General features: G+C 61.3%; 17 protein-coding genes and 1 tRNA gene. 11 read left to right on the forward strand and 7 right to left on the reverse strand.

Annotated features, from left to right (window positions below; genetic code table 11):
- Nucleotides 1–100: 100 nt before the first annotated feature.
- The 3 genes from rpsA to aroA all read right to left on the reverse strand — a co-directional run bounded on the left by rpsA (nt 101) and on the right by aroA (nt 4012).
- A complete protein-coding gene (gene rpsA / locus PLAV_RS00780) occupies nt 101–1810 on the reverse strand; it encodes a 30S ribosomal protein S1 (RefSeq protein WP_011995063.1) in 1710 nt (569 codons plus the stop codon).
- 196 nt (nt 1811–2006) lie between these two features.
- The gene (gene cmk / locus PLAV_RS00785; protein ID WP_011995064.1) at nt 2007–2660 is read right to left on the reverse strand and encodes a (d)CMP kinase; all 654 of its coding nucleotides are present in this window, start codon (nt 2658–2660) and stop codon (nt 2007–2009) included.
- Nucleotides 2657–4012 carry a 3-phosphoshikimate 1-carboxyvinyltransferase gene (gene aroA, locus PLAV_RS00790; protein ID WP_011995065.1) on the reverse strand — a complete coding sequence of 452 codons (1356 nt, stop codon included), beginning with the start codon at nt 4010–4012 and terminating at the stop codon, nt 2657–2659. Before aroA ends, cmk begins: the two co-directional genes overlap by 4 nt.
- A gap of 127 nt (nt 4013–4139) precedes the next feature.
- On the opposite strand from aroA, the gene PLAV_RS00795 reads away from it, so the two are divergent.
- A complete protein-coding gene (locus PLAV_RS00795; RefSeq protein ID WP_342612912.1) occupies nt 4140–4610 on the forward strand; it encodes a TIGR02300 family protein in 471 nt (156 codons plus the stop codon).
- 116 nt (nt 4611–4726) lie between these two features.
- Nucleotides 4727–4802, forward strand: a tRNA-Ala gene (locus PLAV_RS00800).
- A 41-nt stretch (nt 4803–4843) separates the two neighbouring features.
- Here the strand turns inward: PLAV_RS00800 and PLAV_RS00805 are convergent.
- Nucleotides 4844–5476: a TetR/AcrR family transcriptional regulator gene (locus tag PLAV_RS00805; protein WP_011995067.1), complete on the reverse strand. Its 633-nt coding sequence runs from the start codon at nt 5474–5476 to the stop codon at nt 4844–4846.
- Between the two features lie 126 nt (nt 5477–5602).
- Here PLAV_RS00805 and PLAV_RS00810 point away from each other — a divergent pair, with 126 nt between their 5' ends.
- The 5 genes from PLAV_RS00810 to PLAV_RS00830 are packed head-to-tail and all read left to right on the forward strand — an operon-like array spanning nt 5603 to nt 10092.
- Nucleotides 5603–7165, forward strand: coding sequence for an acyl-CoA synthetase (locus PLAV_RS00810; protein WP_011995068.1), 1563 nt, complete (start codon nt 5603–5605; stop codon nt 7163–7165).
- 17 nt (nt 7166–7182) lie between these two features.
- A complete protein-coding gene (locus tag PLAV_RS00815; RefSeq protein ID WP_011995069.1) occupies nt 7183–8370 on the forward strand; it encodes a lipid-transfer protein in 1188 nt (395 codons plus the stop codon).
- A gap of 5 nt (nt 8371–8375) precedes the next feature.
- Nucleotides 8376–8819 carry a MaoC family dehydratase N-terminal domain-containing protein gene (locus PLAV_RS00820; RefSeq protein ID WP_011995070.1) on the forward strand — a complete coding sequence of 148 codons (444 nt, stop codon included), beginning with the start codon at nt 8376–8378 and terminating at the stop codon, nt 8817–8819.
- Between the two features lie 11 nt (nt 8820–8830).
- Nucleotides 8831–9244 carry a MaoC family dehydratase gene (locus PLAV_RS00825; protein WP_011995071.1) on the forward strand — a complete coding sequence of 138 codons (414 nt, stop codon included), beginning with the start codon at nt 8831–8833 and terminating at the stop codon, nt 9242–9244.
- A gap of 17 nt (nt 9245–9261) precedes the next feature.
- On the forward strand, nt 9262–10092 hold the full coding sequence (locus PLAV_RS00830; protein WP_011995072.1) for an SDR family NAD(P)-dependent oxidoreductase: 831 nt from the start codon (nt 9262–9264) through the stop codon (nt 10090–10092).
- Between the two features lie 24 nt (nt 10093–10116).
- Here PLAV_RS00830 and PLAV_RS00835 read toward each other — a convergent pair whose 3' ends face one another.
- Complete coding sequence (locus PLAV_RS00835) at nt 10117–11139, reverse strand: aromatic ring-hydroxylating oxygenase subunit alpha (protein WP_011995073.1); 1023 nt, start codon at nt 11137–11139, stop codon at nt 10117–10119.
- A gap of 80 nt (nt 11140–11219) precedes the next feature.
- On the reverse strand, nt 11220–12059 hold the full coding sequence (locus PLAV_RS00840) for a helix-turn-helix transcriptional regulator (protein ID WP_011995074.1): 840 nt from the start codon (nt 12057–12059) through the stop codon (nt 11220–11222).
- A gap of 167 nt (nt 12060–12226) precedes the next feature.
- Here PLAV_RS00840 and PLAV_RS00845 point away from each other — a divergent pair, with 167 nt between their 5' ends.
- The 4 genes from PLAV_RS00845 (at nt 12227) to PLAV_RS00860 (ending at nt 18207) form a co-directional block, all read left to right on the forward strand.
- Nucleotides 12227–13618, forward strand: coding sequence for an aminotransferase (locus tag PLAV_RS00845; protein ID WP_011995075.1), 1392 nt, complete (start codon nt 12227–12229; stop codon nt 13616–13618).
- Between the two features lie 130 nt (nt 13619–13748).
- Nucleotides 13749–15455, forward strand: a complete 1707-nt coding sequence (locus PLAV_RS00850) for a DUF1302 domain-containing protein (protein ID WP_168713158.1) — start codon at nt 13749–13751, stop codon at nt 15453–15455.
- A 39-nt stretch (nt 15456–15494) separates the two neighbouring features.
- Complete coding sequence (locus tag PLAV_RS00855) at nt 15495–16850, forward strand: DUF1329 domain-containing protein (protein ID WP_011995077.1); 1356 nt, start codon at nt 15495–15497, stop codon at nt 16848–16850.
- Between the two features lie 112 nt (nt 16851–16962).
- Nucleotides 16963–18207: an MFS transporter gene (locus PLAV_RS00860; RefSeq protein WP_011995078.1), complete on the forward strand. Its 1245-nt coding sequence runs from the start codon at nt 16963–16965 to the stop codon at nt 18205–18207.
- Here the strand turns inward: PLAV_RS00860 and PLAV_RS00865 are convergent.
- Nucleotides 18204–19652, reverse strand: a complete 1449-nt coding sequence (locus PLAV_RS00865) for an amidase (protein WP_011995079.1) — start codon at nt 19650–19652, stop codon at nt 18204–18206. The two genes, PLAV_RS00860 and PLAV_RS00865, sit on opposite strands and share 4 nt — an antisense overlap.
- Nucleotides 19653–19709 lie beyond the last annotated feature (57 nt).

Genomic DNA, 19709 nt, shown 5'->3' on the forward strand with positions numbered 1-19709 from the left:
TAGAGCGCGACGAGGAAAAGTGTAAGCAGTTTCACCGTGCGGAGACATTCTCAAACGAGTGATTCCGGGGGAACGGCGCTGCCGCTCCCCCGGGACCGCTTTATTTGTCGTCGGTGCTCGCCTTGTTGAGGGCAGCACCCAGGATGTCGCCAAGCGACGCGCCTGAATCCGACGAGCCATACTGAGCCACGGCTTCCTTCTCTTCCGCAATTTCCAGCGCCTTGATCGAAAGCTGGATCTTGCGTCCGGCGCGGTCGAACTGAGTCACGCGGGCGTCGACCTTGTCGCCCACGGCGAAACGCTCGGGGCGCTGGTCTGCACGGTCACGCGCGAGCTCGGCGCGGCGGATGAAGGCCGTCATGTTGTCGTCGCCGACAGAGACCTCGAGGCCGTTGTCGGTAACGCCAGTGACGGTGCAGGTCACGACGGCACCCTTGCGGAGCTCGCCGAGGCTTTCCATCGGGTCGCCGCCGAGCTGCTTGATGCCAAGCGAGATGCGCTCCTTCTCGGTGTCGACATCAAGAACCTGAGCCTTGACGACCTGGCCCTTCTGATAATCGGCCATGGCTTCTTCGCCGGCCCTGTTCCAGTCGAGATCCGACATATGCACCATGCCGTCGACATCCGCATCGAGGCCGATGAACAGACCGAACTCGGTGATGTTCTTGATCTCGCCTTCGACGACAGTGCCGACCGGGAAACGTTCCGCGAAAGTTGCCCACGGATTGTCCATGCAGTGCTTGAGGCCAAGCGAAATACGCCGTTTGACCGGATCGACTTCCAGCACCATCACTTCCACTTCCTGCGAGGTGGAAACGATCTTGCCCGGATGCACATTCTTCTTCGTCCAGCTCATTTCAGAAACATGGACAAGGCCTTCGACGCCGGGTTCGAGTTCCACAAACGCGCCGTAATCGGTGATGTTTGTGACGCGACCCTTGAAACGCGCCTCAAGCGGATACTTCGCCTCGACGCCTTCCCACGGATCGGCTTCGAGCTGCTTCATGCCGAGCGAGATGCGCTGCGTCTCGTGGTTCACCTTGATGACCTGCACCTTCACGGTCTGGCCGATCGAGAGAACTTCCGTCGGATGGTTTACGCGGCGCCATGCGATATCCGTCACGTGGAGCAGGCCGTCCACACCGCCGAGATCGACGAACGCGCCGTAATCGGTGATGTTCTTGACGACGCCCTCGAGCACCTGGCCTTCCTTGAGGTTCTCGACGAGTTCCTGGCGCTGTTCGGCGCGGGTTTCTTCGAGAACGGCGCGGCGCGAGACAACGATATTACCGCGACGCTTGTCCATCTTGAGGATCTGGAAGGGCTGCGGAATGTTCATGAGCGGGGTCACATCGCGCACGGGGCGGATATCGACCTGGCTGCCAGGAAGGAAGGCGACGGCGCCGTCGAGATCGACGGTGAAGCCGCCTTTGACGCGACCAAATATCTGGCCGTCGACGCGCTCCTGCTTTTCGAAGGCAACTTCCAGACGAACCCAGCTCTCTTCGCGCTTGGCTTTCTCGCGGCTGAGCACTGCTTCGCCCATCGCGTTTTCGATGCGTTCGAGATAGACCTCGACCGTGTCGCCGACATTCAGCGCGGCCGGCTTGCCGGGAGTTGCGAATTCCTTGAGAGCGATGCGGCCTTCGGTCTTGAGGCCCACATCGATGATCGCAAGATCGTTTTCGATGCCGACAACCGTCCCTTTAATGACGGAGCCTTCCTGCATGTTGCTGTCCATGAAGGACTGCTCGAGAAGGGCGGCGAAATCTTCGCGGCTCGGATTGAGCGCGCTTGCTGTGCTAGCCAATGTGTAAAGTCTCCTGACGATGCTTTATTCCGGCCGACGGTTGGATCCGTGGGTCTTCCCCCGAAATCGTGAGGCGTTCGGGAGCAAGTGGATTTGGGCTGTGTCTGTTAGAGGTTGAAACAACGCACGAAAGCACCCGCGCGGTCAGTTCCGAACCAACAGGAAAAGGCGCGGTCGCCAGCAGGCGAAAACGCACTTAACTCATTGCTTTGTCTATGATCGCGACGGCTGCGCCGAACGCCGCTTCTATACTCAAATTGGAGGTGTCGAGCAAGTATGCGTCCTCCGCCGGCTTCATGGGGCTCGCCGTCCGTTCGGCGTCCCGCCGGTCGCGGTCGCGAATATCGTCCACAATTTGTGCCTCGCTGGCCGCCGACCCCGATCCCTTGAGTTCGAGCCAGCGCCGGTGCGCCCGGACCTCGGGGCTTGCCGTCACGAATAGTTTCGCCCTTGCATCCGGGCAGACGACCGTGCCGATGTCGCGTCCGTCCAGGACCGCCCCTGCTTTGCCGCCCGGCGGATTTGCCGCGAAATCGCGCTGGAAATGAAGGATGGCCGCCCGGACCTTGGGCATTGCGGCCACGACGGAGGCTGCTTCGCCTGCTTCTCTGCTGCGGATGGCCATCTCGTCGATTCTGTTGACATCGAGCGCCTCGGCCGCCGCGAGGGCCGCCGCCTCGTCGGCGGGGCTGCCGCCCGCCGCCAATACCGCTTGGCCCACCGCCCGATAAAGCGACCCCGTGTCGAGATAGGCAAAGTCGTAGTGCCGAGCGAGCCGCCGAGCGAGCGTCCCCTTGCCGGAAGCGGCAGGGCCATCGATCGCGATGATGGTGCTCGCTGCCCGGCTCACTGCGCGCGTCCGACAAAGCTTGCGCCGAGACCCCGCATAAGTCCTGTGAAATTCGGGAAGCTTGTCGCGATCATGGCGGCATCGTCTACGGTCACCGGCTTTTGGGCCGCAAGCCCCATGACGAGAAAGGACATGGCGATACGGTGGTCTATATGCGTGGCCACATGGCCGCCGCCGCCGACTTCGCCACTGCGGCCCTCGACGACCATGCCGTCGTCGCTTTCATGCACCTTCACGCCATTGGCGCGAAGGCCCGAAGCCGTTGCCGCGATGCGGTCGCTTTCCTTCACCCGCAATTCGTGAATGCCGAGCATTCGGGTTTCTCCCTCGGCGAAGGCGGCGGCAATCGCGAGTACCGGATATTCGTCGATCATCGAGGCTGCGCGCGCGGGCGGCACTTCAATTCCCTTGAGGCGGCTCGCGCGCACCCTGAGATCGGCGACAGGTTCGCCGCCTTCCTCGCGCTGGTTCATGACCTCGATATCGCCGCCCATCTCCATGAGCGTCGTATAAAGCCCTGCCCGGTGTGGATTGAGGGTGATGCCCGTGACGGTGATCTCCGAGCCCGGTGTCAGCAGGGCGGCCACGACAGGGAACGCCGCCGACGAAGGATCGCCCGGCACCGAGATCCTGCAGGGCTTGAGTTCTGGCTCGCCCGTAAGCCGAATGACGATGAGGCCGCGTGGGCCGTCCTCAACTTCGATATGGGCGCCGAACGCGCGCAACATACGCTCGGTATGGTCGCGTGTCGGGGTCTCTTCGATGACAGTCGTCACCCCCGGTGCATTGAGACCGGCCAGGAGGACCGCCGATTTGACCTGCGCCGAAGCGACGGGCAGCCGGTACGTGATGGGAAGTGCACGGCCCGCGCCGGTCAGTGTCAGCGGCAGCCGGCCGCCCTCGCGGGCATGGAAAGTCGCCCCCGTTTCGGTCAGGGGTGCAATGACCCGGCCCATGGGCCGCCGGGAAAGCGAAGCGTCACCGATAAAGGTCGCCGTAATCGGGTGTCCGGCGACGAGACCCATGACCAGCCGCGCACCGGTGCCTGAATTGCCGAAATCGAGCGGTTGGTCCGGCTCTTTCAGCCCTCCGACGCCCACTCCATGGACCGACCATGTGCCGTCGGCATGCCTTTCGACCTCCGCGCCCAGCCGCCGCATGGTTTCCGCTGTCGCCAGTACGTCTTCACCTTCCAGCAGACCTCCGATCCTCGTTTCGCCGACAGCGAGCGCGCCAAAAATGAGTGCCCTGTGGGAGATCGACTTGTCTCCAGGCACCGTGATGGAGCCCAAAAGGGCGCCGGACGGCTCAGCGGTGAGACTTGAGGCCGAATGATTGGATGGTGAGGCCAATTGAGGTCCGTATCCGAGCTATGTGGGGGCACGTGGCCGGGCCCATCCCGGCTTGTGGGGCGAACCACCGCTTTCTGTATCGCAGCGCATCGCGAATAGGTTTTGACAGGAGCAATTTAACGTGGCAATGGGAAAATCCTTCAAGACCAGATATGCGCTCTCGTGGGGAGCGCTTCGAGACGCGATATTGACGCTGGGAGTGCCAAGCTTGTCGAAACCGGAGTTGGGAACAAAGCGCGATTGCCCGAGCTGCGGCGCGAAGTTTTACGATCTGAACAAGAATCCGGTCGTATGCCCCAAGTGCAAGCACGAATATGTGCCGGACAGTGGGGTCAAGGCCAAGCGCGCCAAGCCGGCGGAAAAGCCGAAAGAAAAGCCCATCAAACGTGCGCCCATCGAGGATGAAGACGACGGCAATGTCTCGCTGGATGCCATGCGAGACGATGAGTTGGCGGCGGATGTGGAGGACGATATCGATATTGATGACGTCGATGTCGAAGATGATGACGCCGATGATGCATTCCTGCCGGATGATGAGGATGAGGATGACGATGTCTCCGGCATAGTCCGCGGGGGCAAAGGCGGCGACGACGATTGATCAGGGTCAATTGATGAAATGCGGAATCGGCGAACTTTCTCTTGATCGCGGGAAAGAGGGGCCCTAAGTTCCGCCACCGTCGGCGCGGGGGCCCATCCCGCGCCGGACTACACTGCGGGGCCATAGCTCAGTTGGGAGAGCGCTTGCATGGCATGCAAGAGGTCGTCGGTTCGATTCCGTCTGGCTCCACCAATCCTCCAAGCGGCAAAAGTCCTCATGGACGTGAAAACGGCTTAAGGCCGACGTGGCGCGAGGCCTTTCAAAAGTAGATTGATATACTCGTCGATGAGCTTCTTATCCGCCGGGCCACTCGCCTGCGGGTGCCATTGGCCGATGGAGTTGAGAGCGCCAGCCAGTGCAAAGGCGGTGATCTTCGGATCCGACGAGGCAATCGAGCCATCCGCGATCCCGGCGGAGACGAGTTGTCTGATTTTGCGGTCGATCACTCCCTTGACCCGCCGAACCTTCTGCCGACTCCCTTCGGATAGCTCGCTGTCGCTGATGCGCACCGCACATCGGCCGAAATCCGTCTCGATTACAGCGGCATAGCCCTCGAGATAGGCGACGAGATGTGCCATCCCGTCGCTGTCCTCCGGCGTTTCCGCGGCGCCGTCAGCCGCTTCCAGCATATCGAGCCCGTGCTGGATGCAGGCGAAGAGCATCGCCTCCTTATTCTTGAAATAATAATAGAGCGTAGGCTTCGTGACGTTCAGCACCTGCGCCACCTCGTCCAGCGAGGCGCGGTGATAGCCCCTTTCCGAAAACACATGCGCCGCTGCGGCAAGCACCGCCTCGCGCTTCAGCGCGCGCTCGGTCTTGCGCTCGGTCTCGTTCTTCCAGGGCGATGCGATTGCCGCTTTGGCCATGCGGGGGTCTCCGGATTCGGGAAGCGCCGAGCATAGGCGCCGATTCCTCTTTGACAAGATACTAAATGGAAACTATGTTACTCAAAAGTAGAAAACGGACCGTAACGGCCGGCAGGGGAGGAGACCTTGTATCTCACGCAATCCATTCACCGCGCCGTGGCGGTGACGTCGCGCGCCGCCGCCACGATCTGCGGCACCCGGACCCGCACATGGACGGAGCTGCATGACCGTGTCTCGCGTCTCGCGGGCGCCCTGCGCGGCCTCGGTGTGGGCGCGGGCGACCGCATCGCCCTCCTCTCCATGAATTCGGACCGCTATCTCGAAACCTGTTTCGCGGCCTGGTGGGCGGATGCCGTCATCGTGCCCATGAACACGCGCTGGTCGGTCGCCGAGCATGTCTATTCGATCGAGGACGCCGGCGCGGCGCTGCTGCTCATGGACGAGACTTTCCGCGAAGCCGGGCTCGCCGTGCGCGACGCCTGCCCGCGGATCGCTCATGCCGTCTACATGGGGGATGGCGCGGCCCCGGAGACCTGCCTTTCATATGAAGAGCTGATCGCCGCCGGTCCCGCAATCGGAGATGCGCGGCGCGGCGGCGAGGAGCTCGCAGGCATCTTCTACACGGGCGGCACGACAGGTTTCCCGAAAGGCGTCATGCTCTCCCACAAGGCGCTCTGGACAAGTTCGCTGTCGGTCGGCGCGGGCACGGCGGGGTTCAATCCCGATATGCGCTATCTCCACGCGGCGCCGATGTTTCATCTCGCCGACTTCGCCATGTCCACCGCCACCACGATCTATGGCGGCTCGCATGTCTTCATGCCCTCCTTCGAGCCCGCTTCCTTTCTGAAACTCATCGAGCAACACCGCGCCAGCTATGCGCTGCTCGTGCCCACCATGATCCGCATGCTGCTCGACTGCCCGGCCATGGCGCAGCACGATCTGTCCTCGTGGAAGGGCCTCTTCTACGGCGCCTCTCCCATGCCCGAAGCGCTTCTGCGCGAGGCGCTGGCGAAACTTCCCGGTGTCGCCTTCACGCAAGGCTACGGGCAGACGGAGCTCGCCCCCATCGCGACATTGCTCGGCCCGGAATTCCACGTTCTCGAAGGGCCGAACGCGGGCAAGCTCCGCTCCGCCGGGCGTCCCGGTCTCTGCGTCGAACTGCGCGTCGTCGGCCCGGACGGCAAGGAGCTCCCGCGCGGCGAAGTCGGCGAGGTCGCGGTGCGCGGTCCGAACACCATGCTCGGCTACTGGAACAAGCCGGAACAGACCGCCGCGACGCTTGTCGACGGCTGGGTGATGACGGGCGACGGCGGCTACATGGACGAGGAAGGCTTCCTCTACATCGTCGACCGCCTGAAGGACATGATCGTCTCCGGCGGCGAGAATGTCTTCTCGGCCGAAGTCGAGAACGCGGTCATGCAGCACGATGCCGTCGCCGAATGTGCCGTCATCGGCGTGCCGGATCCGAAATGGGGCGAGCGGGTGCATGCCGTCGTCGTTCCGAAGTCCGGCCGCCACCTCTCGGAAGAAGAACTCTTCGCGCACTGCAAGGCGCTCATCGCCGGATACAAGTGCCCGCGCAGCGCCGACATCCGGCACGAACCGCTGCCGAAATCCGCGGCCGGAAAAATTCTGAAAACCGATCTGCGCCGTCCCTATTGGGAAGGGCAGAGCCGAAACGTCAGCTGACAGAAGGAGTGACGGCAATGGGAAATCGTGTGGTTGTCGCAGGCGTCGGAATGCTTCCCTTCGTGAAGCCCGGCGCCAGCGCCCCGTATGACGACATGGGCGCGGAGGCCGCGCGCCTCGCGCTGAAGGATGCGGGCATTGGCTATGACAAGGTGGAACAGGCTTATGTCGGCTGGGTCTATGGCGATTCGACCTCCGGCCAGGCCGCGCTCTACAAGGTCGGCCTCACCGGCATCCCCGTCGTCAATGTGAACAACAATTGCTCCACAGGCTCTTCCGCGCTCTTTCTCGCGCGCCAGGCGGTGGAGGCGGGTGTCGTCGATTGCGCGATCGCGCTCGGTTTCGAACAGATGACGCCCGGCGCGCTCGGCACGATGTATGACGACCGTCCGAACCCGCTCGGCGATTTCCTGAAGGTCGCCGACGACAGCTTCCAGGGTGCAAGCGAAGTGCCGATGGCGCTTCGTCTCTTCGGCGGCGCGGGCTACGAGTACCAGCAGGCCTTCGGCGCGAAAACGGAAACCTTCGCCAAGGTGCGCGAAAAGGCGAGCCGCCACGCGGAGCACAACGAGCGGGCGATCTTCCGCACGCCCGTCAGCGTGGACGACGTCATGCAGTCGCCGAAAATGTTCCTGAACCTCACGCGCCTTCAGTGCTGCCCGCCGAGCTGCGGTGCCGCCGCCGCCGTGCTCTGCTCGGAAGCTTTCGCCCGCAAGCATGGTCTCGACGCGAGCATCGTCATCGCCGGCCAGGCCATGACGACGGACTATCCCTCGACCTTCGCCGAGAAGAGCCTCATCAAGGTCGTCGGCTCGGACATGACGAAGGAAGCCGCCCGCCGCGTCTACGAGCAGGCGGGCATCGGCCCGGACGATGTCGATGTCGTCGAACTGCACGACTGCTTCACCACCAATGAAGTCATCACCTATGAAGGTCTCGGCCTCTGCCCGGAAGGCGGCGCCGAGAAATTCGTCTGGGACGGCGACAACACCTATGGCGGCAAGGTCGTGACGAACCCGTCCGGCGGTCTTCTCTCCAAGGGCCACCCGCTCGGCGCCACGGGTCTCGGCCAGTGCGCCGAACTCACCTGGCAGCTGCGCGGCCAGTCCGGCAAGCGCCAGGTCGAGGGCGCGCGCGTCGCGCTCCAGCACAATCTCGGCCTCGGCGGCGCCTGCGTCGTCACGCTCTACGAACGCGTGGAGTGACGCCGATGATCGACCGCTCCTTCATCGGCCACGAATTCGCGCCCGTCGCGGCGGAACTCGAGAAGGGCCGCCTGCGCTTCTTCGCCCGGGCGACCGGCAACACCGACCCCGTCTATTCCGACGAGGCGGCGGCGCGCGCGGCGGGTTATCCCTCCCTTCCCGCGCCGCCCACCTTCCTCTTCTGCATGGAAATGGACCGCGACGATCCGATGGATTTTCTCGGTATGTTGAAGGTCGATCTCGGCCGCGTGCTGCATGGCGAGCAGAATTTCACCTACCACGCTCCCGTCTGCGCGGGCGACACCGTCACCTTCCGCACGCGCATCTCCGACATCTACGACAAGAAGAACGGCGCGCTCGAATTCATCGTCATGGACACCGAATGCCGCAATCAGAAGGGCGTCCATGTCGCGGATATGCGCCGCTCCATCGTCGTTCGAAACGGATAAGGAAGCCCGCAATGGATATCGCAACCGCCGCCCCCGGCACGGAGATCGGCAGCCTGACCGCCGATCCCGTCACCCGCCACATGCTCGCGCTTTATTGCGGTGCTTCCAGCGACCATAACCCGATCCATGTCGACATCGATTTCGCGAAGGCCGCCGGCATGCCGGATGTCTTCGCGCACGGCATGCTCTCGATGGCCTTCCTCGGAAGGCTCCTCACGAAGCTCGCGCCCCAAACCTCGCTTCGCAGCTTCGGCGCGCGCTTCACCTCGATCACGCCGCTTGGCGCCGAAATTTCCTGCACCGCGAAGCTCGTCGAGCGCTTCGAGGAAGCGGGCGAGAAGCGCGCGAAGCTCGAACTCGTCGCCATGGACAGAAAAAGCAACGACGTGAAGCTCATGGGCGAAGCCGTCGTCGCGCTCCGGTAGAACAGGGAAGAAACAAAGTGTCGAAACTCGAAGGAAAAGTCGCCCTCGTCTCGGGCTCTGGCCGCGGCATCGGCCGCGCGCTGGCAGTGAAGCTCGCGTCCGAAGGTGCCCGCGTCGTCGTCAACGACATGGACAAGGACCCCGCCGCCGAAACCGTGGAGGCGATCCGCGCCGCCGGCGGCGAAGCCGTCGCCTGCGTCGGCAGCGTCACGGAAGCGGATTTCGGCGACCGTTTCGTCAAGACCGCGCTCGACACATGGGGCGGGCTCGACATCATCGTCAACAATGCGGGCTACACCTGGGACAATGTCATCCAGAAGATGTCGGACGAGCAGTTCCAGGCGATGCTCGACGTCCATCTCGCCGCGCCTTTCCGCATCCTGCGCGCAGCGGCGGAACCGATCCGCGTCTTCGCCAAGAAGGAGGCACAGGAAGGCCGCGAAGTTTTCCGCAAGGTTGTGAATATTTCCTCCGTTGCGGGTCTCGGCGGCAACACAGGCCAGGTTAGCTACTCCTCCGCCAAGGCCGGTCTCGTCGGCATGACGAAAACCATGTCGAAGGAATGGGGGCGCTACAAAGTCAATGTCAACTGCGTCGCCTTCGGCTTCATCCGGACGCGCCTCACCCAGCCGCTCACGGGCGAGGGCGCGAGCATTGATGTCGAGGGCCGGAAGATCGCCGTCGGTGTCCAGCCTGCCTTCATCGACGCGATGGAAAAGCAGATGATCCCCATCGGCCGTGCCGGCACGCCGGAAGAAGCCGCCGACGGCGTCTACCTCTTCTGCGCCCCTGAATCGAACTACATCAGCGGTCAGGTGATCGTGGTTGGCGGCGGCGTCTCGATGTGAACTTCACGAAACCTCGGCGCGTTTTCAACGATGCGCCGAGGCCACCATTTCCTGAAACTGGATGACACCATTCTCGTGAACGGAGGAAAGCCGTCCCCGTTCGTAGATGCCGGTTTCGAGATTTCTTTGTACGGCAATGCAGATATCGATGTCTTCCTTTGCCACCATGTAGGCCCAGTCGATAAGTGCATCTCGCTCTGCTTGCTTCGTCGGATCGAGGTCCTTCACGAAGTAGCGATAGGTCAGCTTCATGCGGCGAGGCCCCAAAGGTTCGAGCTGCGCGACGTTCATTCCCCAGTTGTACATATTGAAAAAGAGCCCCGGCAGCCGCCATACCCAGAAGCCATCCGTCTTGCCGCCGTCACGCGCGTCCGCCATGTGGCTCTGCAGCGTATGTCCTACCGTCGCGATTTTATAGCTCGCCATGTCAATCGCTGCGTTGAGCCCCGGATGGATCGTAGGTATGTGCCATGCCTCGGCATAGTTGTCGCCATAGGTTTTCCAGTTCACATCCGCCTCGATCGTGAACTCGCGAGCGAGCTGCATCTCCTCCAGGGGATAGCGTAGCGCCGCGGTGGCGATATCTGCCAGCCAGCCGGAGAGCGGCATCGCCGCAAGATCGAGCGACACGAAGACCAGTCCGCGCCATATCTCGCAGCGGATGGGAAAGAGTCCGTACTCCTCCTTGTCGATCTCCATGGTGGGGGCGCCACGCAGCCGGCCCTCGAAATCGTAAAGCCAGCGGTGATAGGGGCAACTGAGTCGCTCCACATGTCCCGCGCATTCTTGCACCAAGGGGGAAGCGCGGTGGCGGCAGGCATTGTGAAAGGCGCGCACCAAGCCGTCCTTGCCTTTGATCGCGAAAATCGGGTAGCCCGCAAACGTCGCTGAAACATAATCGCCCGCTACATCGAACTGTTGCGTACGGGCTATCAGGAACCAGTGCTTTGCCCAGATTTCACGGCGTTCTATTTGCCAAGCGTCCTCGCTCCAGTACCAATCGGCGGGCAGTGTTTCCGGGCTGGATTTGACAAGGGTATCGGACATTGGGCGCTCCTCCGTTTCCGGGAGAGGCTATCGGCCAGTGCGGCTCCTCAAAATGCCCTGCATGGGACAGGGTGTACCGCTTAGGTCTCCGCGCGATGGGTGACCGCTTCGTCCAGTGTCTCGAAGAAGAGCGCCAGCAGCTCCGCTTGCGAGCGCACATCGAGCTTCACGTAAATACGCTTGATGTGGTTGCGTACCGTACCGGGCGCGATACCAAGCATACGGCCCACGGATTTCGGCGGTAGCCCTTTCAGCAGCAGGTTGGTCACCTCCTTTTCCCGGTCGCTCAAACTGTCTCCGCCAAAACGGCGATATGCGGTGGAGAGGATCTGATGGAGCTGGAATGAGCGGTCTTGTTCCTCATTGTCCTGCCGGTCGAGGAGTGCCCAAAAATGCTGCGCCGCCGCTTCCACGGCCGGCAGCACGGCTTCCAGCCGCCGGTACTCCGTCGTGCTGAAGGCGGGCTTGTCCGCAAGCCGCATCAGCGACACATAGCAAGCGAGATCGTGCTCCAGATAGAGCAGATAGCAAATCTCGTCCACCATCCCATAGGGCCGGTAATAGGAGAGGTAATAGTCGCTCTTGCGGAAGTCCGGCGGAAACATTTCTTTCGGAGAGAGACAGACGCTTTCGCTGCGCGCCACAAACTGGTCATAGGTCGGATCGAGAAGATACTTGCCGTCCGTGTAACCTTCATTCCACTCGTCGCGTCCATCGAAATCGATGATGATCGGCGGCACATCGGCGCGGTAAAAGCCGATATAGATTTGCGTCTCGGGAACGAGGTATCGCAATCCAGTTGCAAGCTTCGTTGCGCTCACGTGAACGTCGCCGGCCGACAGACTCTCCGCAAGCCGTCCGCTCCAACCCGCCACCGCGCTCAGGGATAATGTTCCCTTGAAATCATTCTCGTTCTTCATGCCCGGTGGATAGATCCTGATTGTGGGTTCTTGCGTGAGGTTTTTCTATCACGTGCCGCGCCACGGCGCAGCCTGTGAAGGGCTATAGCCTACCAAGGCCACAGATGACGCAGGTTCTTTAGCGTAAGGATTTCCGCTGAGACAGTCGTCAAGCAAGGAGAATTCCCGTGAGCCTGGCAGAGCGCGAAATTAACCAGCGCAGTGTCGAAGAGACCGACCGCCGCCACAATATCCATCCATTTACCGACCTTGCGGTGATGGAGACCGCCGAGCGCACGGTGATCGAGTCAGCCAAGGGCAATTACGTCTATAGCGATGACGGCCGTAAATTCCTCGACGGTCTAGGTGGCATGTGGTGCGTGAACATAGGCCACGGCCGCGATGAAATGGCGGATGCCATCGCAGAGCAAATACGCCGTCTCGATTATTACTCGCCTTTTGATGACCTTACCTCGGCCCCCATGGCGGCTCTTGCCGAGGCTCTTACCGCGCGTGCCCCGGGCTCGCTCAATCGGGTTCTTTTCACGACAGGCGGCTCCACAGCGGCAGACAGTGCCATCCGCCTCATCCACCACTACTTCATTCGCCTCGGCGAGCCCGCGCGCCAACACATCATCACGCGCGACAAAGCTTATCACGGTAGCACCTATCTCACTGCCTCATTGAGCGACCGAGGCTATTCGACAGATTGGCGCCCCGAATCCGGCTTTATTCATCATCTCTCGGCGCCAAGTCTTTACCGCCGCCCTGCCGGCACAACCGAAGCAGAATTCACGGATATTCTGGCCGCGGAATTCGAAGCGAAGATACTCGAACTCGGACCGGAGAACGTCGCCTGCTTCATCGCGGAGCCGATTCAGGGATCCGGTGGCGTTATCGTGCCGCCCGCGAACTATCACCCCCGTATGCTCGAAATCTGCCGCAAATACGGGCTTCTGTATGTAGCCGACGAGGTCGTGACCGCCTTCGGCCGGCTCGGGCATTTCTTCGCCTCTGAGGATTATTTCGGCATCGTCCCGGACATCATCACCTGTGCGAAGGGCCTCACCTCGGGTTACATCCCCGCCGGCGCTGTCATCATGTCGGATGAGATATATGAAGTGCTGAGCCGTCCGGGTGCCTATTTCAACACTGGATTCACTTATACGGGGCATGCGGTTGCGTGTGCGGCAGCATTAAAGAATATCGAGATCATCGAACGCGAGCGCATCTGCGAACGGGTCCAGGAAATAGGTCCCTATTTCGAAGAAAGGCTTGCTCCGCTGTCGGAGCTGCCGCTGGTCGGTGACGTGCGCGGCCGCCTCTTCATGATGTGCATTGAGTATGTCGCGGACAAGGAGCGGAAGGAGCTCTTCGCCGATGAGGTCCGCATCGGCAAGCGCATCTGGCGTCATTGCCAGAAGCGCGGTCTGCTCGTGCGTCCTCTCGCACATTTGAATGTTCTCTCGCCACCGCTGACCCTGGAGAGAGGCGAAATCGATTTCATCGCCGATGTGCTCCACGATGCAATTCTCGATACGGCCGACGAGTTGACGCGGGATGGGATAAAGACCTGTTAGAGCCTGTGTCCTATCTAGGACATATCCCGCTTGCGACGATGCGTTCTAGCATTTCAGGATGGCCGTTGAGGGTTTGATGGCCTTGTATAGGGGCCGCTCTGGGGAGAGCGGTTTGGAAAAGGGGGTTTCGATGTCGGGTCGTTACGGGCGGTCTCGCGTTTCAGTGCTTTCGGGAGTCCTGGTGGCGGCAGGCCTCGCGGCTTCACCGGCTTTCGCCATGCAGTTCAAGCTCGGCGAGGCCGACGTCTCGATCGACACGACGGTGACTGCTTCCGCGGCGATCCGGACCTCCGATCGCAAGTGTATGTACATCAGCGCGACAAACCCCCAGGGCTGCGCCAATGATGGGCTGACGGATAACTACGACGACGGCAATCTTAACTACGACCAGTGGGACGTCTTCTCTGCGCCGCTTTCGGGCATCAGCGAGTTCGAGATCAAACAGGGTGATTTCGGCTTCTTCGCGCGCGGCAGCTATTTCTTTGACGCCATTCAGTCGGACAAGAGCTCAACCCGGCGCACCGATCTAACGGACGCAGCGGTCAGCCGCGTCGGCCGCCGAGCCCGCCTTCTTGACGCCTATGTCTATGGCGATGTGGATGTCGCCGGCCTGCCTGTCAACTTCCGCCTCGGCAACCAGGTGCTCAACTGGGGCGAAAGCATTTTCTACGGCGGCGGCATTGCTGAAACAAACGCCTTCGACGTGACGAAGCTGCGCGGTGCCGGCGCCGAGATCAAGCAGGCTTACCTGCCCGCTCCCATGGCGGTGGTGCGGTTCGCGCCAGTAACCAATCTCGACGTCTCGGCCTATTACCAGTTTCGCTGGAATGAGACGGAACTCGATCCCGTCGGCACGTTCTTCTCGCTGGAGGATGCGGTCGGCCCCGGGGCAGTCGGCCTTTTCTACGGCCCGGCCTTTGGCTTCGGCGCCGTTGGCGATCCAGCGGCCTCTGGCGTCGATGCCCAGACGCAGTTCTTTCTCGGCACCGGCATTCCGCTCATCGCGGACGACCAGCCATCGCATGGAGGCCAGTGGGGCGTTTCCGCGCTCTATTTCAGCGAGGCGCTGCAAACCGAACTTGGACTCTATTACATGCGCTATCACCAGAAGGTGCCGGTAGTGGGCGCCAACGCGGCTTGCGATCCGGTCTTCGGCTGCTATCCGGTCGGCTACTACCGGAACTACGTGCCGGATCAGGACCTCTTCGGCGCATCGGCAAGCTTCGTCTGGCAGGACATTTCCTTCGGTCTCGATGTTGCCTACCAGCCGGACTATGCTGTACCGCTCGCCGATCCCTTCACCGCTGCGGCGACCGCAGCCTTCCTCGCCGATCCGGTGGGGTTCACCGGAACTGGCAGTTCCGAAGGTTTCGTCCGTGAAAATCGCACTCAGGTCATCTTCAACGGCATCTACTCTGCCGGTCCGACTGCACCGCTCTTCGGTACGGCGATCCAGGCTCTCGGCATGGACGATATGACCATCATCGGCGAAATGGCCTGGACGCATTTCGACAGCAAGCCGCTCGGCACCTTTGGCGATACCAATGCTGTCGGATTCATCGCAGACATCACCGGCTCCTATCAAGGCATCTTCGGTACGCCCTGGGTACTCTATCCCGGCATCGCTTTCCGTTACGACATCACGGGGACTGCACTCGACTATGCGATGATGGATACGCATATCGACAATCGCAAGCAGGTCACGCTTCGCCTCACGGCCGACTATCAGTCGACGTGGAGTATCGGCGCCGCCTACACAAACAACTTCAGCGGCGGCTACAACAACTTCGCGACAGATCGCGACTTTGCGACCTTTACAGTTTCCTACGCCTTCTAGGCAGCATGTGAAGTAACGGAAGGCGAAAGGAGAACACCGATGTTTACCAAGGTTTCCGCAACTGCCGCTTTTGTTGCCTGCAGTATTGTTCTGGGCGCAGGCCAGGCACAGGCAGACAGCGCCGCTGATCTCGGCGCGAAGCTCACGCCCATCGGCGCCGAGGTGGCGGGCAACGCTGCCGGCACGATACCCGCATGGAGCGGAGGTATCGTCAATCCGCCGGCGGGTTACGTGCAGGGACAGGATTACGTCGATCCTTACGCGAACGACAAGAAGCTCTTCTCGATCACCAAAGACAATCTGGAGCAGTATCGCGACAATCTTGCCGCCGGCCAGATCGCGCTTCTTGATCGTTATGCCGGCTATCGCATGGATGTCTATCCGACTCACAGAAGCTGTGCCTTTCCCGCAAATGTCTATGAAAAGACAAAGGCGAATGTAGGTATGGCAAAGATCGAGAAAGTCGCACACGACTTGACCGATGCGGTGCCGGGCGGTTTCCCTTTCCCGCTACCTCAGTCTGGCGACGAGGTGATGTGGAATCACCGTACTGCCTATGAGGGAGTGGCGCGGAGCGTTGTCGGAACCACAGCCGTCGTTAATGCCGGCGGTCAGTTCGTGCCTCTAAAATGGGACGAACTGCGCCTCTCGAACTATTACAATCCCGCCCGCACGAACTTCGCGGAACTCCAGAATGTCCAACTCAAGTATCTGAGCACCTATATCGCACCGGCTCGTGTCGCGGGCGAAGCATACCTCGTTCATGAAACGCTGAACGGCGAGCGTAATGCCTGGTTCTACAGCCCGGGTCTGCGCCGCGTCCGCCGCGCGCCGACCCTCTCATATGACAATCCGGTCTCGGGCTATGAAGGCCTCGGTACCGCCGATCAGCTCTACATGTATAACGGCCGTCTCGATCGTTATGATTGGCAGCTTGTCGGCAAGAAGGAACTCTACATTCCTTACAACAACTACGAGTTTGCGAACTCGAAGCACAGCGTTGCCGACCTCGTCGAACCAAACTTTCCCAACCGGGACGTGACCCGTTACGAACTGCACCGTGTTTGGGTTATCGAGGCAACACTGAAACAGGGCACGCGCCATCTCTTGCCGCGCCGCACTTTCTACATTGACGAAGACAGCTGGCGTGTTGTTGCGGCTGACATGTATGACAGCCGGGGCGGCCTCTGGCGTTATCAGGAAGAAACGACTGTGAACGCCTATGACGTTCCCACTTGTTTCGGTTTCGGCCAGGCGCTTTATGATTTCCAGGCAGGTCGCTACATCCTGGACCTGGTCTTTAACGACGATGCCCGTCCGAATTTCCACGCCGCCGCCAGCGTAACGGACAGCATGTTCGAAGTCGGCGCCCTTCGGAAGACGGGAACACGCTGAGAGTTCTGGGGTGCCCTGCAGGGTCCCGCAGGGCAAAAAGGGGGCAGGGCGGGAGCGAAACTCCCGCCCTTTTTTATGTTAGAAAGACAAGTGGATGAGTGGTGGAGGCGGAATGAAAGAACACGTGGCGAGGCGCGGCTGGTGGCGAGGTTTGGATCCCCGGAGTTCTGCTACCCTCTTCCTTATAGCTGCTTGCGGCACCTATGGCGCAGTCATCGCCTCCGTTCTGCCGAGCCTTGTCGGGACGTGGATCGCCGATGTTGGCCTCACCGAGCGTATGGCAGGGGAGGTCGCGACGATAAACGTGCTCGCCGCGACGCTCGGGCTCTGTCTTGCGCTCTTCCTCGTCTCGCGGTGGTCACTGCCACGGATAGCGCGGCTGGGTCTTCTTCTCGCCATCTCGGGTGATCTTCTCTCCATTCTCGCGTCGGATATGTTGCAGCTCTCGTTCCTGCGTGCTGTACAAGGCGTCGGCGTTGGCTTGCTCGTCGGTGCGACGACCAACTGGATCGGACGACATGAATACGCGGCCCGAGGTTTCGGCATGTACATCATGCTGCAATTCATCCTGGCTGCGGTACTGATCGCGGCGATCCCGGCGCTCATGCCCTATCTTGGAGCTGCGAGCGTTTATGTGACACTCCTCGCGCTCGCCGCCGTTTCCCTCATCCTTTATCCGCTGCTCGGTCTCAATGGCGGCGCGGTGCCCCTTCGGCCCGCCGCCGCGGAGGAACCGGAAGAGTCCGGCGCCGCCGCCGATACGGACTACCCCGCCCTGCTGAAATTCCTTTCCGTTCTCGCTTTCGGCCTCTTCAACATTGCTGCCATCGGTCTCTGGAGCTACATGTTGCGCTATGGCGAAGTCGTCGGCCTGTCGTCGGCAGCGGCAGCACAAACCCTCGCAATCTCTTCGCTATGCGGCATTCCCGGCACGATCCTCGTTATTGCACTGAGCGCGCGTTACGGCCGCTTCCTGCCCTTGATGTTGGCGCTCGCCATTTACACCGTCCCCGCCGCCGTTTTTGCGGTCTCCCATGTCGCGGCGGCGATCTTTGTCGCTGGCCTCGTCGTCCAGAATATCGCTTGGGCTGTTGTCGCGCCCTATTTCCAGGCGGTCCAGGCTGCGCTGGACCGGAGCGGCCGCCTCGCGGTCTGGGGCATGATAGTCGCCTCCATCGGCGCCGGCCTCGGTCCTGCCTTTATCGGATTTGCGATCGACGGCACGTCTTATGGGATGGCTTTCGGAGGCGCTGTTCTGGCTCTCGGCCTTGCTGCGCTGGCGGGGGCGGTGCCCGCTCTGGTCACCGACAGGCGCGAACGCCCGACTCCCGCCGAAGGCATCTTGGCCGGTAGCTAAATCTCGCTGCGGAAATCCGGGAACGCATCTCCATTGTAGAGAGGCTCCGCCACGCGCTCATAGGCGCTGGTCAGCGCGAACACAGTATTATCGTCGTAGCGGTCGCCGATGATCTGGATCGAGGTTGGCACATTATTGGACGCGCGGCCCGTCTGTGCCACGGCGATTGGATAAAGGTAGAGCAGATTGAAGGGATGCGTCAGGCACCAACCCGTCATCGAATCGACCGTCACGTTGTTTATGGTGACGCTATCGGTTGCATGATTGGTAGTCGCCGGGATCGAAGGCAGGCCTGTCGTCGGCGACACGATTGCGTCGAACCCCCCACTGAAAATTGCGTGCAGCTCGGTGTTCATCTCCGCCGCAAGGATCGCCGCTCCTTCTGCCGCGCCCTTTGGAAGTGCAAGCATCTTCCGGTAAAGGCTGTGATACTGGTCCGACACCTGCTTTGGGTCGGAAATCATTTCCTGTACCTGGTCGAAAAACATCCGCCACGCCCCGTTGAGCAAGGTGCCGTAAACTGCGTCCTGCACTTTCTCATGGGTCCAGTTAACCGCCACTTCCTCGACACAGGCGCCAAGCGACTCGAAGTGTTTGAGCGCACGTTCCGTATTGGCGCGCACTTCGGGATCAATCTGAGCAAAGCCGAGATCCGGACTATAGGCAATGCGCATCCCCGCAATGCCCGACATCGGGTTTGGCAGCGTATTCTTCTGGAGCGCCGTATGATCGTAGGAGGCCGGTCCATTGCCGATGTCATACATCATCGCGAGATCGGTCATGCTCCGCGCCATCGGGCCATAGACCGAGTGCGGCGATAGCGTCCAGGGTACAACGGTCGGAAAACGGCCAAATGGTGCTTTAAAACCGCAAACCCCGTTGACACCAGCGGGAATCCGGATCGAGCCACCGGAATCGCTGCCCGTCGCCAGCGTCGTTGTCCCTGCCGCGAGTGCCGCGCCCGAGCCGCCGGAAGAGCCACCCGGACCGTAGTCGAGATTCCACGGATTCCGCGTGGTGCCCCAGTGGAGCGATGTCGTCACTGTGCATATGCAGAATTCCGGCACAGTCGTCTTCGCATGGACGATTGCACCCGCATCGAGAAAGCGCTGCACCATGGGGTGCGAGGCGGGGGCTACATAGTCGAGAAAAAGTTTGGAGCCGGAGGCCGTTACCTTGCCTGCCAGATCCGTATCGTCCTTGACGGCGAGCGTTACGCCCTCGAGCGCCCGGGCTTCACCGGCCATGTAGCGCGCTTCTGCATATTTTGCTGCCTCGCGCGCCTCTTCATGGAAATTCCATGCGAAGGCGTTGATCTTCGGCTCGACTTCCTCTGCCCGCGCAATCTGCGCTTCGAGAACCTCGACAGGAGAGAGCTGCTTCGCCCGGTAGAGCCGAAGCTGAGTGGAGGCAGGCATATAGGCGAGGTCGAGCTGGGCGGCCATGTGGAAGTCCCCTTTTTCTTTCCCTTACAATAAGGGGGATAGGAGCGGCCTTGCGCC

It is taken from the genome of Parvibaculum lavamentivorans DS-1, from assembly GCF_000017565.1.
Lineage (GTDB): Bacteria > Pseudomonadota > Alphaproteobacteria > Parvibaculales > Parvibaculaceae > Parvibaculum > Parvibaculum lavamentivorans.